At 42.2% G+C, this 17,817-nt stretch carries 13 protein-coding genes; 8 read left to right on the forward strand and 5 right to left on the reverse strand.

The genetic code is table 11. From position 1 onward, the window contains the following. Window positions 1-74: 74 nt before the first annotated feature. Window positions 75-2,729: a glycoside hydrolase family 3 N-terminal domain-containing protein gene (locus MSG37_RS00105; protein ID WP_248468558.1), complete on the reverse strand. Its 2,655-nt coding sequence runs from the start codon at window positions 2,727-2,729 to the stop codon at window positions 75-77. A 273-nt stretch (window positions 2,730-3,002) separates the two neighbouring features. Between MSG37_RS00105 and MSG37_RS00110 the strand changes: the two genes are divergently transcribed. Further along, window positions 3,003-4,460, forward strand: coding sequence for a capsule assembly Wzi family protein (locus MSG37_RS00110; protein WP_248468559.1), 1,458 nt, complete (start codon window positions 3,003-3,005; stop codon window positions 4,458-4,460). A gap of 196 nt (window positions 4,461-4,656) precedes the next feature. Here the strand turns inward: MSG37_RS00110 and rfbD are convergent, their stop codons facing one another. From rfbD to MSG37_RS00130, 4 genes are all read right to left on the reverse strand, one after another. Then, a complete protein-coding gene (rfbD, locus tag MSG37_RS00115) occupies window positions 4,657-5,736 on the reverse strand; it encodes a dTDP-4-dehydrorhamnose reductase (protein ID WP_248468560.1) in 1,080 nt (359 codons plus the stop codon). A 31-nt stretch (window positions 5,737-5,767) separates the two neighbouring features. Beyond that, window positions 5,768-6,517, reverse strand: coding sequence for a phosphatase (locus MSG37_RS00120; RefSeq protein ID WP_248468561.1), 750 nt, complete (start codon window positions 6,515-6,517; stop codon window positions 5,768-5,770). A 105-nt stretch (window positions 6,518-6,622) separates the two neighbouring features. Further along, the gene (locus MSG37_RS00125) at window positions 6,623-8,146 is read right to left on the reverse strand and encodes a sigma-54 dependent transcriptional regulator (protein ID WP_248468562.1); all 1,524 of its coding nucleotides are present in this window, start codon (window positions 8,144-8,146) and stop codon (window positions 6,623-6,625) included. Window positions 8,147-8,253: 107 nt separating this feature from the next. Continuing rightward, window positions 8,254-8,613 (reverse strand): Hpt domain-containing protein, encoded by a 360-nt coding sequence (locus MSG37_RS00130; protein ID WP_248468563.1) that lies wholly within the window; start codon window positions 8,611-8,613, stop codon window positions 8,254-8,256. Between the two features lie 672 nt (window positions 8,614-9,285). Here MSG37_RS00130 and MSG37_RS00135 point away from each other — a divergent pair. The 7 genes from MSG37_RS00135 to MSG37_RS00165 all read left to right on the forward strand — a co-directional run bounded on the left by MSG37_RS00135 (window position 9,286) and on the right by MSG37_RS00165 (window position 17,805). Next, window positions 9,286-10,587, forward strand: a complete 1,302-nt coding sequence (locus MSG37_RS00135) for a SpoIIE family protein phosphatase (RefSeq protein ID WP_248468564.1) — start codon at window positions 9,286-9,288, stop codon at window positions 10,585-10,587. Window positions 10,588-10,665: 78 nt separating this feature from the next. Next, entirely contained in the window at window positions 10,666-11,055 is a 390-nt protein-coding gene (locus tag MSG37_RS00140) for an ATP-binding protein (RefSeq protein WP_248468565.1), read from the forward strand. Between the two features lie 434 nt (window positions 11,056-11,489). Beyond that, entirely contained in the window at window positions 11,490-11,849 is a 360-nt protein-coding gene (locus tag MSG37_RS00145; protein ID WP_248468566.1) for an STAS domain-containing protein, read from the forward strand. A gap of 67 nt (window positions 11,850-11,916) precedes the next feature. Further along, window positions 11,917-13,197 (forward strand): polysaccharide biosynthesis/export family protein, encoded by a 1,281-nt coding sequence (locus MSG37_RS00150; protein ID WP_248468567.1) that lies wholly within the window; start codon window positions 11,917-11,919, stop codon window positions 13,195-13,197. A 16-nt stretch (window positions 13,198-13,213) separates the two neighbouring features. Beyond that, window positions 13,214-14,623 carry an exopolysaccharide biosynthesis protein gene (locus MSG37_RS00155; RefSeq protein ID WP_248468568.1) on the forward strand — a complete coding sequence of 470 codons (1,410 nt, stop codon included), beginning with the start codon at window positions 13,214-13,216 and terminating at the stop codon, window positions 14,621-14,623. Continuing rightward, entirely contained in the window at window positions 14,581-15,894 is a 1,314-nt protein-coding gene (locus MSG37_RS00160) for an O-antigen ligase domain-containing protein (protein WP_248468569.1), read from the forward strand. The genes MSG37_RS00155 and MSG37_RS00160 overlap by 43 nt, the downstream gene beginning before the upstream one ends. Before the next feature lie 423 nt (window positions 15,895-16,317). After that, window positions 16,318-17,805 carry an oligosaccharide flippase family protein gene (locus MSG37_RS00165; protein WP_248468570.1) on the forward strand — a complete coding sequence of 496 codons (1,488 nt, stop codon included), beginning with the start codon at window positions 16,318-16,320 and terminating at the stop codon, window positions 17,803-17,805. Window positions 17,806-17,817 lie beyond the last annotated feature (12 nt).

Consider the following 17,817-nt stretch of genomic DNA (forward strand, 5'->3'; position numbering starts at 1 on the left):
ACTAGTGTTCTCCGCCCCATCAAAACAACTCTAAGTGCGAAGTCTAAGTGCGAAATAGAAACACTAAGTAGAACCTACAACACATTAGTGCACTGAATATTTACAGACTGCTCGACCGTAGCCGCATTTTCATTGTTATCGTCATCTCCTTTCTTCCCCCAAGAAGCTTCTTTCAATTGTATCTTTGCGATATCCATGACTAATTGCCCTTTAGTTTTAAGGGCAAATGGCGAACTAATATCAGCAAAATGCATCCCCTGTTTAATAAAACAGTTAAAGTCAACATTCATCGTCTGCCAGCCTTTACGGTAAAGGCTTTTCAATGCCTGAGTAATATCAACAGCCTTTTTGCCATATTTATCACTCTGCATAATCAACTGCACTTGAGCGCTCGGTAATTTATCTAGTTTGACAGCAAAACTCAGCATACTCTCTTGCTCAGAATAAGAACGTAGATCTCGTGGGAAAGCACTTTTAAAGCTCATCTTGGCTTTAGCATTCCCCTCAAAGTCTATCGTTAACGCATCAGCTTGTGTCTGATAAGTCGCCAAGCTAAGCATTACACCTTTGACGCGCCTAGCTTTAGTACTGCTACCATACTCATCATGGTTAGATGACTGCGGCTTAATATTCAGCCGCCAAGGCTTATACGCTTTGCCATCATAAATAGTTAATGGCGTTAGAGCTTTAGTTGCAGCAACATACTGTTCTTCAAGTTCAGGTAGGTTTACATTGTTTTGGTAGTTGTTGTGATAATTGCCTTGATAACTTAAGCCGTATCCATAGGAAAATAACGGCTTATAGTCAGTATCATTGATATTAAGCCTCGTTTGCTCAGGATGATTGGGCCAAGAAAACGATAACTTGCCTGAAAAATCAAATTGAACATTGTCGGCGCTATCCCTAAACAACACTTGAGCAATACCATCGCCTTCACTTCCCGGCAGCCAAGCAGCTACAAACGCATCTGATGCATTAAGTTCTGCATTAATCCATAGCGGCCGACCACTAATAAAAATTGAAATAACCGGTATGCCCGCGGCTTTAAGCCTTCTCAGCAAAGCTAAATCACGCTTGTCGCCCCTTTGATATTCAAGATTATCTAAATCTCCGTAGCCTTCAGCATAAGGCTCTTCACCAAATACCACTATCGCCACATCCGGCTTAATTGCATAACGGCCGTTTACGCTTAGAAACGCCTTACCACCCGCTTGATTAACTTGCGCTTTGATCCCTGAAAATATCGATGTCGCATCAGGAAAATCACTATTTTGATTGCTGCTACCTTGCCAACTCACCGACCAGCCACCAGCTTGTTTCGCTAAATTATTTGCGCCATCACCCGCAACCATCACAATCTGTTTGCCTGACAAGGGTAATAAGTTATTGTTATTTTTAAGAAGCACCAAGGACTCTCGAACCGCTTGGCTTGCTAGAGCACGGTGCTCATTAGCACCGATAAGCTCCGCTTGATTAGCATATTGACGATTTGCAGGACTTGGCTTGGTAAATAGACCAGTGCGGAACTTTACTCTAAGCACCCGGCTTACCGCATCATCAAGTCTTTGCATGGCAATTTCACCACTTTTGACTTGCGCAACTAAGTTGTCAAAAAGTGGCTTCCAGCTTTTACCTGGTGCCATATAAATATCAAGTCCGGCGTTAAATGCCTCAGGGCAGCTTTCATTGCTACATCCAGCAACTTGACCATGGCCATTCCAATCACCGACTACAATACCGTCAAACCCTAGCCTTTCCTTGAGCACTTGAGTTAGCAAATATTCACTGCCGTGAATTTTGGTGCCTTGCCAGCTATTAAATGATGCCATTACCACTTGAGCACCAGCACTTAAACCTGATATGTACCCCTGAGCATGAATATCAAATAATGCTTGCTCTGAATCAAGGTTATCCCCTTGGTCGATTCCACTAAGCGTGCCACCATCACCTAAAAAATGTTTTGTGGTAGCAATCACCCGCAATTCAGACAAGAAATCTTCATTTACGTCCCCTTGTAAACCTTTAACTATGGCGCTGGCATAAGACTTAACGATATTGGGATCTTCGGAGTAGCTCTCATAAGTACGTCCCCAGCGATCATCTCTTGCTACAGCAACCGTAGGTGCAAATACCCAATCTATACCGGTTACCTTAACTTCCTTGGCTGTAACCGTGGCAATCTGCTCAATTAATTTAGGATTATTAGCAGCGCCTAAACCGATATTATGTGGAAACAAAGTCGCGCCAATGACATTATTGTGTCCATGTACAGCATCTGTGCCCCACATAGTTGGAATACTCGAACCATCGAGCTCATCATCAATAGATGCTTGATACATGGCTTCAGCAAATGTCACCCAATCATTAATTGACAGATGTTTATTACCATTAGGGAATGAGCCACCGCCATTAAGATATGATCCAAAACCGTACTCGCGCATATCCTCAAGGGTAAAGTCACCAATTTCTGGTTGTATCACCTGAGCGACCTTTTGCTTTAATGTCATCTCACTCACTAAATCCGCTACTTTTTGCTCAAGCTGTTTATCGGGTTTAACCTCAAAGTTGAGCTCGGGCCATATGCTGATTTTTTGGCTTGTGTTCTCGCTAGCCTGAGACGGCTCTGAATGACCAGAGCTGCAGCCGCAAGTGAGTAAAAAAGTACAACTTAGTAGCTTAATTTTACGTAAGAAAGAGCAAGACTGAGAGGCAAAAGCAGCAGTTAACATGTCAACATTCCTTGTAAACAGTTATATGGGACCATCAAAGTGGCCCCAATTGCGACCAACAGGTAAATAACTACTGTTAAAAATAGAACATACTTTGCTAACTCGCATAAAAATAAAGACTTTTAAGCCTCAATTAATTATGCCGCCAATAAATTCTCCCCGTTATAAATCAAATTCTTGATATGTCACATTTTGTGGCAAATTAACGATTAAGCCGACTATCCGCTAGCAGTTAAATCCTCTAAAATGCACCCAATTACCAAAGGGAATACCATGAAACTCAAATTATTATCTGGATTATTACTACTCGCGAGTCAATCAGTGCATGCTGCTTGGTGGGTAGAGCCAACTGACTTAGCACTTAGAGCCGATATTCAGCTGTTATCTGATACGGGCGTTATCGTGCAGCCGATTACAACCTACCCGCTAATGTGGGATGGCTTAAAGCAAGATATGGATAAAGCAGATCAAAGCACTCTATCAAATGCTCAGCGTGATGCATTTGATAGAGTTAACCAAGCCTATCTGCAAGATCACCGTGGCATGAGTGCAAAAGTCAAACTTGCTGGCGGTTCTGACACCACACGCTTTATAGGCTTTGGTCAAGACTATCGTGATAAGGCTGAAGCTGAAGTCTCTGCTGAAATCACTAAAGATTGGTTTAGCGGGCGCTTATCTACCAGCTACCATTACGATCCAATAGACGGTAATAGTACCCGTTTAGATGATAGCTTTGCCGCCGTGATGCTAGGTAACTGGATTGTCAGCGCAGGTGCGCAGCAAAAGTTCTGGGGACCAGGCTGGGATAGTGGATTAATTCAAACCACCAACGCTAGACCTATGCCTGGAGTGACCTTTTCACGTAACAACAGCCAAGCATTTGAGACTCCTTGGTTAAACTGGATTGGCCCATGGACATTTACCACAGCATTTAGCCAAATGGAAAGCGGACGCCATGTTCCTGATGCAAAACATTGGGGCGCTCGCGGTACATTAAGACCCATTTCACAATTGGAGGTGGGCTTCTCATGGACCATGCAATGGGGCGGTGAAGGTTATGGTAATAGCTTAGGTGATTGGTGGGATGGCCTATTCAACGGCGGCGTAACAGGTATTGACGGTAAAGAAAACTTGCTAGCCGGTTATGACTTCCGCTGGTCTGATACTGCGTTTGGTATTCCTTATGGCATTTACTATGAGCGCATTCATGAAGACTATCATAATGGTAAAAACAAGCTGATTAACTCTGCCAATATGGGCGGTGTTGACTTTGTTTTAGCCAATATTAATACCCGTGTTTTTGTTGAATACTCTGATACCCAAGTAGCTTGTGGCGTTGACTCAAGTTATTACAACTGCTTGTATGAGCATGGTTTTTATCAAGATGGTTACCGCTATTACGGTAAAAGCTTAGGTAGCACCTACGACAATGACGCCACAACATTGGTTGTTGGAGGTATTACTCAGCTAGGTGGCGGTCAAAATATCACTAATAAGTTCCGTTGGTTAAGACTAAACACTGACGGCACTGATACAGGAAATCCATCTGGTGGTAATCCTGTATCGCCGGGTGAATACGAGCGCGTTTATCAGTTTGATACCAGTTACCATAGACCACTATATCAAGGCACCTTGAAAGTTGGCGGTACAGTTGGTTACAGCAAATATGTAACTTCAGGCGGTAACGACTGGGATACAACTATTTATGCAGGCTGGGAACGCAGCTTTTAAGCGTGTTGAGTGACGATAATAACTTCCGTAGCGATTGTTATTTAGCGGGCTTTAGTTGTCGGCACTTATTAAGGGGTTGATCTGAGTATGGAGTCGCAAACAATCTCGATACAGTTAGCATAAAAATAAAGGCAAAAGTCGCCACGACTTTTGCCTTTTTGTTTTCTACATTCTTTTGCCTGAGCAGCAATACCAATCAGATTTTTATTGCCGCTTGATATTGCAGCATTGCCTGTAGCTGCAATTCCCATGACGCAAACAGGAGACTTTGCTCTCTAAACGCTAATCTGCCACGTATTTTATCAGCACATAAAGCACTCTGTGCTGGTCTTTTCGCGAGTGTGTGTTGATGCCAAGATTGCCACAAATCTGTGCTTATAGGTTCAAGCTTGCACTCTAATCTCTCTTTACTATTTATACTGAAGTGCACATTCATCTGTTGTTGGATCTGTTTGGCAAATTCAAACCAAGTACAGCTGCCACTTGCCGCATAATGGTACAAATTGGGCGCTATATTTTCTACTGTTGCCGTAATTAATTCTGAGCCCTGTTCCATGCCTAACTCTTTGCTGATTTGGCAAGAGGTTCCAAGCTGTTTCAAGAGTTGGAAAATAACCACAGCCAATGCTTCACACCAAGTCGGGCTACCTGTTTGATCATTGATAACAGAAAGTTCGTCTTTAACTGCAAACAGTCTCTGCATCGTCTTAACAAAGTTGTTTCCCCTACAGCTATATAACCAAGAGGTACGAATGATGCTCGCATCAGAGCCTAAGATCTGATTAACCCAAAACTCACCATTGAGCTTACTTTTACCGTATGCAGATAAAGGTGATGTAGCATCGAGCTCGTTATAAGCACGAGACAATTGGCCATTAAATACAAAGTCCGTTGAGATATGCACTAGCTTGATTTTGCGTACCAAGCACTCTTGTGCAAGTAATTTCGGCCCATTTTCATTAATCGCTATGGCATGTTCCGAATCAATCTCTGCAAGATCAACAGCATTATAGGCCGCACAATTAACCACAAAATCAGGCTTAAATTGTTCAAAAGCAATGCGTATTGAGTCGACGCAACAAATATCCAGTTGCTCTTTGAAGAAACCTTTTACAACATCGTTTGCTGAAACACAGTCTTTAGCTTCTGGTAATAAGTTAATCAATAATCGCTGCGTAGCAGTATGCTCAGCCATCTTATGGCAGAGAGGTAACTCAGCGATTGAAAGCAAAGCTTGTGCGAGCTGACTACCCGCTCCTGTAATTAATATTCGCACTTTAGCCTATCTCTATGCATAAACCACAACATCATTCCTCAACCAGCACCGAATAATCATCAAGCGCACCATGACCACGAGCCGACAAAAACGATAACAAGGCTTCTGGTGAACGATTAAGTAAGCGGTCTTGCGGAAATTCTGCTTGCTCAACGATGCTAATTGCCTGTTCAAATTCACCTAAGCTATAAGCGATATGAGAATCAGAGCCCATCACTAATAATCCACCAGCATTTTTTACCGCTTTGGCTATTGCTAAACAGTTATGTTCACTGCCCCTGCGCGAAGTTAAAAATGAGGAGTTATTAATTTCAAGAGCGACATTATATTCTGCCGCAGCCTTAGCTACAGCTTCAATATCTATCGGATAAGCTGGGTTACCTGGATGAGTGATTATATCAACGTTGCCGCTTTTTATGCAGTTGAGCAATGCCTGGGTATGAGTTGCTTTATCAACAGGTGCAAAAACAGGTTCGTGAAATCCCGCTAGAACAATATCTAATTCAGCTAAGTAGTCACCGAAGAAGTCTATTTCACCTTGTTCATTTTTTATATTAGCTTCAATCCCGCGTAAAACCCCAACGCCATCAACCACTCTTGGGATCACTCGTAAATTTACGAAATGCCAAAAATGCGGAGCGTCGGCCATATCAGGGCCATGATCTGTTGTAGCAAACAGCTTAATGCCTTTTTGTTTAGCCATTGCAATATATTCTTGCAAGGTACTATAGGCATGGGTGGAAGCAACGGTATGAGTATGGGTATCAACAAGGTATTTCATTTTGACCTCATTTCTAACGCAAAAAGGAGTAGCGCTAAGTCTACTCCTTTGATCAATATAGCTCTATCACTTACCTAAAACACAAGCATATTTTTATCGGCCGATTTAGCTGGTGGTTAAACTATTTTCTAACTCTTCCCATGTTTGACGTTTACGGTAAATTGTTGAGGCACTAATATCCAGTAATGCAGCCGCTTTAGGAACATTACCATCACAGCGTGCAATCGCACCTTCAATGGTACGCTTTTCGGTTAACCATAATGGCTCAATCTCATTATCTTTAGCGCCAACTGCATTTTCATCAAGCTTTTGTTGAGAAGAACTATAAGCGCCACCTTGCTCAATGTTGCCTATAAATGAGGAACTCTCTTTGGGCTGAGGTTGAGACTGATATTGGGCTTGAGGTTGCAGTTCATGTTGAGGTTTACTGTGAGCCTGTTTTGTTTCAGCTGCAGTTAACTGTAACGGCAACATATCCAGTTCTACCAGCTCTCCATCATTTAGCACTACAACCTGACGGATCACATTTTGTAGTTGCCTCACATTCCCAGGCCAAGCGTAATTTTTTAAGCATTGCTTAGCATCAGAGCTAAAACCTTTGAACTTCTTACCTTCTTCTTTGTTGTACTCTTTAAGTAGGTTAGCAGCGAGTAGCAGAATATCTTTACCACGTACACGTAACGGTGGTAATTCAATAGGAATAACATGTAATCGATAAAACAAATCTTCTCTAAAACGCCCTGCTTTGACTTCTTCCCAAGGGATCCTGTTTGTCGCACTGACAAATCGAACATCAACTTTCTCTTCTTTAGTGCCACCAACACGCAGGAACACACCTGTTTGAATAAATCGGAGTAACTTACTTTGCAGCTCAAGATCCATTTCGCAAATTTCATCAAGAAACAAGGTACCGTTATGCGCTCGCGTTGCAGCGCCATCTCGGTTGGCAACCGCGCCAGTAAAGGCGCCTTTGGTGTGACCAAAAATCTCACTTTCAATTAAGTCTTTAGGAATTGATGCGCAGTTTAACGCAACAAAAGGGCCATCACATCGATGCCCTGCATGATGGATGGCATTGGCACACACCTCTTTACCCGTGCCACTTTCGCCAACAATAAATGCCGAGGCTTTACTGTTGGCAACACAATCAATCGTTTTATAAACGGTTTGCATGGCTAAAGACTCGCCAACAAACCCCATAAAGCGTGGTTTAGGCAGACTACTTTCATACTTAGCAACTAAATTAACTAATTGGCGTTGTTTAAGGGCATTACGAACCGTAATAGAAAGTCGCTTAGCATCAAAGGGCTTAACCAGAAAATCAAAAGCTCCTGAACGCATTGCATCCACCGCAATATCGATAGTGCCATGAGCGGTGATCATTATAACGGTAACATCGGGGTATTGTTTTTGCACAACCGCCAAAATATCCATCCCTGACATATCAGGCAATTGAATATCAAGTACCAGCAGATCAGGTTGCCACTGCTTCAGTTCGTTTAAAGCATCCTCACCATGGTTAACGTGAGTAACCCTACCACCATCTGCGCGTAAATACTCCGTGTAAAGCGCACCTAAAGACATGCTGTCTTCTACAAGTAATGTGGTAAATGAGCTTGTTATATCCATATAAATCAGCCTATTGATAATTACATCTAATGTTCAACGAGTTGTATTATGAGTTTAGGGTACACAACATTGAACTTGCGTTAGCTAATAGTAGCAGTAAACCGTATTCAGCCTTGGGGTGCAAGACGTTGAGAATAAAAGCTAAGTGTTTTAGTGCCAACGTCGTTAACAACACCGAGCTGATCTACCACTTTGCTAAGATCATGTGCTTTAGCTGCATGTTCAAGTATTTCAGCTTGAGATGAAAACTCAATAGCACCAAAACTTGCAGAGCTACTCTTCAGGGTATGAGCTTGAATTTCCACTTCAGCAAAATCAACAGCGTTACCGGACTCAAAAGCTTGCAACACCTGCGCTAAAACCTGCAAACGCTCTTCTACTTCGGTTGTATAAACAATCAACATCCTTTGTATTGATTCTTCGCCCAGCATGCTAGTTAACTCATTTAAAATGGTTTCATCTATCATGTTTAACTACTCCTCGACTGTCTATGTTCTGTTATCAATAAACTACCTACCCGATTATGTATATAATTTTTGATAGCAGCCCAATAAGCAGTGTTGATTCTGCTTACTCGATTGAACGTCCCCCAAGTATGTTTGCGGGTTTCTTCGAATCAATTTAATAAGTTTAGCTTTCAAATCTGTTAGTTGCCGTAATTCCTCTAAATAACTCACTAAACCACCAGTTACCCACCTATCAACAACAATGCCTAATAGCTAATTGGTATGCAGAGCGAGTCATAGCAAGCTGAAAAGTCCAACGGCTAAGTCCAACCGCTATCGCCTACACGCCGCTGTGATCACTATTCAACAAAATTTATACCTCATTCTCATTTTGCGAATCAAATTGCATCTTGTCGCATAAATCAAAGTTTGCCAAACACATGTGGTATGACGTAATCAATAAAAAGCTAATAAAAACAGATGACAAACGACAACACCTCTGTATGGCACACACTTTGCTATTTTCCGTATTAAGGTATCTCGAATTGAAAGCCCCTTATTGAGACGCACTGTATTGAAACGCACAGTACCGAGACATCGTGTATTAAGATTCAGCCATTCGTCAAGATCCATAACTAGCGCTGAATGAACTGATTAACTTAACTGCTTCAATCTTAAAAAGTGAGCCAGCATATGTCATTAACTCAAAACCTGAGGCAACAATGCACTCAACAGCAGACTATCGTAGTAGTAGAGGACTGCGACAGCGAGCGCCTACTACTCGCAAATTTATTAAGATCCTTGAATCATAAGGTGAGCAGTTTTTGCAATGCTAAAGATGCCCTTAATTACCTAGAGTCTCATCAAGTTGATATGTTAATTACCGACTGGATGATGCCAAATATGAGCGGAATCGAGCTGTGCAAAGCCATTAAATCAAACAACAACCCGCCCTATACTATTTTACTCACAGGTAAGAATGAAAATGACAGCATTATCGAAGGGCTAAACTCAGGAGCCGATGACTTTGTCTCTAAGCCTTTTCACGCAGGAGTGTTAAAAGTAAGGGTCTTGGCTGGACTTAGAATAATACAAATGCAGCAGCAATTAACTATTCATAATCAAACGTTGAACTTGTTACTTGCTAAAGAACAAGAATACCTTAAAGCGCTAAAACAAGATCTACACAGTGCAGCTCAGTTGCAGCAGGCATTGCTTCCACAAAACAACCAGCTTAATCAAGGCTGGCGAGTCAACACCACCTTTAAACCTGCACAAGAGTTAGCCGGTGACCTATTTCAGTGCTTTGAAATAGATGAGCATCGTATTGGATTTTACCTACTTGATGTCAGTGGGCATGGCACCGCTGCATCAATGCTGAGCTTTACCCTAGCCCATTATTTATCCCCAAACCAAAATGCTTGGCAAACAGGCGATATTTGCGGCTTAGTTAACCAGATAAACCAACAATTTGATGATCCACAGCAAGCAGGCCGCTTTGCAACTTTGCTCATCGGCATAATCAATACCAAACTCAATACTGTTGAGTTAGTTAATGCTGGCCATCCAGCACCTATCGTTGTAACACAGCAAGCAGCTCACTTTCTTGATGATAATGACTTGGTAAATAATGAGTTTAACTACGGTGCAGCTAGCAACAAAGAGGTTAGCGAAAATAGCACAAATAACCAGTTACCCATTGGATTAGATCCTCAGTATCAGTATCAAAGCTATAGCGTTAACTTACCGAAACAGAGCCAGCTATTACTCTACTCTGACGGAATTTACGAATGCCGCAATAGCAAATATGGGTGCTTTGGCCAGCAAAAATTACTAAAAAATATTAATGAAGCTAGAAAGTTACCTGCCGAGCAACTATTGCATTTTTTAAGCTATAGCGCAGATTTGTGGCAAGAGAAACAAGCCCAAGATGACATTTCTCTGATGCTGATCTCAAGTTGCTCACAACCAGCTAATACTCGGCAGCAGCAATAGTGAGAAGATCGCAGTGTGAAGATAGTAGTGATACACGCATATTTTCTAATAAAACAAGTGATAAAAGGATAAGCAAACATGAATAGCTTACAACTTAACCTAGATAGGAACGTGATGCAGAGTCACTCAATTAGCAAAGAGATCGATCAATTTATGCTGCAAAACCAAGTTGCAGATAGCACACGATTTAAGATCATTACCTGCACATTAGAAGCTATCGCCAATGTGTTTGAACATGCAACGCCGTCCCTAAAACGCATGATAGTTATTCTCCACTGTGACAGCCATAAAGTGATTGTAGATTTACTTGATAACTCGCCCCACAAAACGGTTTTACAACCCACATCATGCCCAGCGACTGATGCATCATCAGGCCGCGGCCTATGGATAATCAACAACTGGATGGATAGCGTGCGCAGTCAGCAAACCGTTGCAGGCACACACTTACAATTAACCCTAGCGATATAATTGCTGCAGAGATGAATTATTAAGTTATGTTTCTTGGATACAAATTGATGCCAGTTTGAAATTGAAAGAGCAAATGAGTAAATGAGTCAAAGCTAAAACTGATAAAGTCAGCGTTTATAAAGGCACTCAGCGCGACTTGCTCCCACAAAAGATGAACTCAGACTCTTAATACTGCGACTACTATATCCCCTCGCTTTGAATCGCTTCAGCAAGAAAGCGTCATCGAAGCTCAAACACGTTTTGCACTCATTCATTTTGCATCGCATATTCAAAATGCCATTACATCACATCAAAAAAACACATACCAAAACATAATTAAACAATATAAAACAATAATTTAAAAGTTGGCCTCGTAATTGCTAAATACTAACTATCAGAACTGAAAATTTCAGTTCATCAAGCAAAATGCCTTTGGCGTTTTTAAGGATAGCAATATGACCTTCTCTCAATTACCACAACATAACGCATGTAAAGTCACGCTACCGCTAGAGGTCGTTATGACACAGACTCCGACTCTCCGAGCGGCTATTCTACAAAAAATCAACGCGGGCATGACTCAATTAGTCATTGACCTGCACCAAGTTGAATATATCGACTCAAGCGGTCTTTCAGTGCTTATTTCGGCATTAAAGCGTATTGAGCAGCTCGATGGCGATATTGTGCTGCTATCACCAACAGCAGGTGTGAGATCGTTAATTGAGCTAACTCGCCTGCATCAAATTTTCGCAATTTATGAAGATGAAACAGCTGCAATTGAGTACATCTGTAACGAAACTGAAGAAGAGCTACTTTAATCAGTGCACTCTGACTTGTATAGATCGTCACTTATGTCGTCGCATTAGTAAACGAGAGGATAAGGCTATGAACCCCAATCACAGCATCCTAGCAAAGCTAAACCATAAACAGTTAGCCACAGCTGTTAAAACGACAATCGCTGTGCTGCCGTTAATCATGCTATCAGCGTGTGTCACGCCGCACGCTCCAGAGCAAAAAGCTGTGTGTGATGCAGAAAATAACGACATGACACAATGCCACTTCTACGACCGTGACACGCCCTATTTACGCAGCAAAACAGATAAAAGACAGGCGCAAACACAAGTGCTAACCAATATGACAGGTAACACTTATCTGATGTATACAGGCCAAGCTCAACAATCTCTGCATCTGCCGCAAAATATTCGCCTTTCTGTGGGGGACAGATTGAAAGTGCGCGTGCTCAATGGGGAAGAGTTTAGCGGCACGGTTGAGGTAAATAATGATGGTTATATCTACCTACCCTATCTCGCGCCTATTCATGCTAAAGGCTTAGATGTTCAAGCTTTATCAACTAAGATTAAGCAGCACCTTGTAGATGAGCAATTTATGCTTGCAAACAGCGTAAAACTCAGTATTACGCCACTCAAATGGGCACCGGTGCAAATAACCGTTTCAGGCGGTGTATTTGAGCCAGGGCAACATCAAATTAATAAAAAATCTGATATTGAAATTATTGATGACGATGGCGATCACAGTGGTGACCAAGCATCTAAAAGAAGTATTGCTGCCGCACTAAGAGCTTCTGGAGGCGTGCGCCCCGATGCCAATATTTCAGAGATTGTCGTTATTCGTGAGCAGCACAGTTTTACTCTTGATCTATCTGGTGTGATCCACGGTTTTCCAGTACCTAGCATGACATTAATGTCTGGCGATCATATCCACGTTCCGCAACACGATTACTTCGATGATGCATTAGCACGCCCATCACAAATAACCGCGCCAGGTATTAGAGTCTTTTTATCAAACTTAACTCAGCCCGCGAGTAGTAACTCACAATCAGCAGTCGATACAGATGCAACGCGTTTTCCTTATGGTACTCGTTTACTTAATGGTGCTATAGCAGCTAACTGCGTTGGTGGTGCGCAATCAACCAACGCCAGTAGACACCTTTTATTAATCACCAAAAACCCCCTAACGGCACAAGTTGATGTCATTGAACGGTCAATGGATGAGCTTATCAGGCATTCGTGGGAAACTGGGATGAATCCGATTTTAATGCCCGGTGATGGTATCGCTTGTTACGACTCTCGCGTCACCAATATTCGAGAAATTGCTCGCTCAATTACCGAAGTATTAGTTCCCGCAACATTATTGGAATTGCTTTAAGTAATAGGGGGCGAACATGAAATCAAATCACGCCTACAGACCACTTCTTTGGCTTCAGCGCTACTTTATTAATGGTAGTCAACGAACTGTAAAGCAAAGGCAGCAAGCGTATTTACGTGCAACACTATTACTAATACTGCTTATTTGGTTATTAGTGCTGTTGTTTATCTTTGCAAGCCCAAGTCGTTATGTGAGCCAGTGGACACTTATTTTACCTGGTTCTGGTGCTGGTGCTCACGTAACCTTAGACAGTGTTGGTCAAGCTAATAGCTCTACAACATCGCCTTACACCAGTAGCGCAATTGATCCTAGAATTAACTATAAAACTATCGCGAGCAGTAAATCACTACTAGCAAGTGCGGCCAAAACGCTGCAATTAACCGCTGGAGAATTTGGTAGCCCTAAACTCAAGCTGCCTAATCAAACTGGTATTATGCAATTTAGCATTAAAGCCCAATCAGCAAAGGCCGCTCAACAAAAAGCCTGGGCGCATTATCACAGTTTGCAAGCCATCTTATCTGAGCTTAGAAGCGATGAAATCGAGCAGCGAGAAGATGCTATTCGTGTTGGTATGGCAAGCTTTGCAAATAAAGTCAGCCATACTCAAGAGAAGCTCTTAGAATTCCAATCTGAACATGGTTTAGTGTCGTTAGATCAATTTAAAGAACTTGCATTAACTATGGAAAGGTTAAGACACAATAAAGTTAACTTAGTGTCTGAGTTACAAGGCGTTAAAGCAAGCCAGAAAATGCTCGAAATCCACCTTTCACTTACGCCCAAACAGGCCGCTGGGCTATTAACCCTGAAAAACGATCAACTGTTTCAACAGTTACTTATAAGCTACACCCGTGTGACCGCCTCTTTGGCTGAGTATCGAAGTCGCTTTGGTAAGCGTCACCCTAAAGTGGTGACCTATCGCGATGAACAAACATCGATTTTAAGTGCATTAAGCAAGCGCTGTAAAACGCTATTAGGCTATACCGACAAACGTCTCATGCTAATGTTGTCTGCCGATGACTTGGATGGCAGAGCCCAACTCATGCAACAATTACTGACGCTAAATACCGAAGCGGAAGGGTTAAGGCACCAAATAGACACACTTACTCAACAGATCCATGACTGGAACCATCGTTTTACTGATAGTAATGATGATGCTGCTAAACTTGAAGATCTGCAGCGTGAACACCAAGTTGCAACAGCAGTATTTACCTCGGCTTTAGCCAAAATGGACATAGGTAAATCCGACATTTATGCAGCTTACCCGCTACTACAACTTATGGCTGCACCGAGTTTGCCTGAGAAACCTGACAACTTATTAGTCCTGTTGGCGCTAGTGGGCGGGTTTGCCGCTTCAATTTCAATTATTGCAGGAATGGGGATGCTATGGATCCGCAAACCTATACTCCAGAAAATTCTGACGAAGTAATCGTCTGGCGTGCCATAACCGGCACTTACCTGTTTTGGCTATTAGGCGCCATGTACATTATTGCGCCCGTCATTGCATGGATATTATTACTAAGAATGGTTAAGCGCCGCGCAGTCGATAAAGTAATGTATCCCATAAGCAAAGCGCAAACGACTTGGATAATCGCCATGGCAGTAATGTTACTGGCGCTGGTTATTGGCCACTTAACTCACGAGCTTGGTGTGGCTAAGCTGATAAAATCTAGCATAGGTTGGGCAAAAGGCTGGGCGTTATTGGCTATTTTTCCGCTACTCGGATCGCTAAATATTCGTCCACAACTCATTTACCGCGCTTGCTGCATTGTATGCAAACACACACTGTTTTTATTACCGATATTTATTCTCGCTTGGGCTATAGGGGCTCCCAGTACACTTTATACCTCACCGCTAAGCATTATTGGCGGGCCGGGGCCAGAGTTTTTTAGTGTCAGCTTGTATGAGATCGATCCCGCAAGCGGTTTGCCGCGCTGGCGTTTATTTACCCCCTGGGCCCCCGCACTTGGTATGGTAGCAAATCTATTTTTTATCTTTTCAATCCAAGAGCAGTCTAAACACTATAAGTTTTACGGTATTTTAGGCAGCTTATCTATGGTACTGATCTCTCAATCTAGGTTGGCGTTGGTCTGTTATCTGTTATTAGCGTCTTGGTTTATGTTTATCCGCTTGCATCGTAGCCCTTGGTTATACTTTATCGCCAGCCCAGTCCTATTGTTGTTTGGTATATTTGGTATTGAAGTAGTAGAGAAAATTCAACTGAGTATCGACGCATTTAAAAGTGCCAGAGCGGGCTCTACACGAGTAAGGCAGGAACTCGCCAATATCGCCATTGAGCGCTGGAGCAATGAAGCTGTATATTGGGGCCACGGTATTGTGGAACGCGGCCCTCACCTTGTTGAGTACATGCCGATTGGCTCGCATCATACTTGGTATGGTTTACTATTTGTAAAAGGTATTTTTGGCGCAATAGCGCTTGCTCTACCAATGCTTGTTAGCCTACTTTCACTTATCAGCAACGTCTTTGGCTCTAAGTTATCGGCCACTGCAGTCGCCATTTTATTACAATTATTTTTATACACCTTTGGCGAAAATTTAGAGATCTTAGCCTATCTGTTTTGGCCTGGATTAATCGTTATTGGTATCGCCCATAAAGCGCGGCTAAATCCGCAAATCACCAGCCCAAATAAACCAAAGTGCTCTAAGATAATACTTCCCCATGATATGCCGGCCAGATAAGTAGTTTGAGCGGCATGGTTTAGGCTGCAAGGCTTCTTACCTTTTACCTTTTACCTTTTACCTTTTACTTCTTACCTAGCTGAAAACAGCGTTAAGCAAGCCTTGTTTGAAACTTAATCCGATATTGCATCAATCAATACTCACTTTATGTGCATAGCTATCTGACTCGCATTTTGCAATACCAATTTGCAATTAACCTAAATTAGCAAGCCAACAGTAATACAGCGGTGTCTTACACAAACAATAAAGCGCTTATTTTCATAGTGTTATTTAAAATTGCGTTTATCTAAAAACTTGGCATGAACTCTGTATTAAACCTAATAAACAAATCTAGTGCACAAACCTACTCACTCATTAAAGCTTAAGCAAAAATGCAGTGCCACTAGAGTCACCATCTCAATAGAAACTAATTGCGGAGGATATATGCAAAGCTTAATGCAATACCAGCATGCCCTTACGACATCCTTCAGCAGCGTCTTAGGCAAAAGTCTTTTTTGGCTAGGTTCAGCACAAGTACTTGGTCGTATCGTTCGTTTAGTATCAAGTATTATTATTGCCCGTTTGCTAACTCCGGAAATCTTCGGTCAAGTCGCCATTATTCTCACTTGTTTTGAAATCATCTGTACACCTACACGCAGGATCTCATCTGCAGCCTTAATAAAAATGGATGATGAACAACTGAAACACTCTTTACATGCTGCTAACCAAGTTAATTGGTTGGCAGCAATTGTCGCCTTCGTTGCCATGAGCTTACTCAGCTGGCCGCTTGCCATCTATTTTGATGACATGCAGCTAATACTTCCTATGATACTTATGGCAACAAGCTATTTATTACTACCACTAGGTATGCTTTACGCTGCAATCAACTTACGTGCTAATAAAATGCGTATTGTTGGCCGCGCAGTACTTTGGCAAACATTATTTGATGGCGCACTCACCGCTGCATTCGCTTTACTCGGGTTAGGGATCTGGGCAATTATTTTGCCAAAGATAATTGTGATATTTATTTGGATTGGGGTTCATAGATATCGCAATCCCCTACCCGAGACTTTATCAAACGCTAAGGCTTTATCGAGCGGTAAGCCATTAAACTCAGTGCCTTTGGAGCGAGCAGAGTTAGAACCAGTATCAACAACATCCGAAAATGCCACCAGCCAGCCCCTTTCAACTGCAGTTTGGTACAAACGATTGCTACCATCAGTTAACTTATTCACTCAGCTTATTTCACTGCGTGCTAGAGCAATATTGAGTTTTGGTTTTCAGGTAGGTCTTAGTGATCTCGCCATCGTACTTAGGCAGAATATTGACTACATCTTAGTGGGTTATTTTCTTGGAATTGAAGTGCTAGGTGTTTACTTCTTCGCTTTTAATGCAAGCCTTGGGATCAGCTTAGGTTTGGTACAAAGCTATGGCACAGCGCTGTATTCCTACTTATGCCAAAGTTCCAATAAACAAAAACCAACACATGCACCAAATCCTCAAGTGTCCGCTAACAAGAGGAGTGATACTCAACATAAGTATGTTCAATCGTTAAAGTTCATCATGTTACTTACTCTGCCAATTATCGGTTTTCAGGCTTTGCTTGCACCTATTTATGTTCCTTTTGTGTATGGACAAAAGTGGCTCGATGCCGGTGCGCTACCAATCTTTATTTTACTGTGCTTAAGCGGTCTAGTTCGCCCACTGGGCGAAGCAGCAAGCCAATATTTAATTAGTATAGGCAAAAGCCAATTTAACCTTGCCTGCAACAGTGCATTTACCTTGGTGTTAATCATGGCTATTTCGTTTGCAAGTCAGTTCGGATTACAAGCCGTTGCTTTGAGTGTTCTGCTGGTTCATTTAGCTTTAATGCCCGCGCTAACAGTTTATTTACAGTCAACCTTTACTACTTTACCCAACGCTAAGTGCTAGTTAACCACAAGC

It is taken from the genome of Shewanella sp. 1CM18E (genome assembly GCF_023161665.1).
In the GTDB taxonomy this organism is placed as follows: Bacteria; Pseudomonadota; Gammaproteobacteria; order Enterobacterales; family Shewanellaceae; genus Shewanella.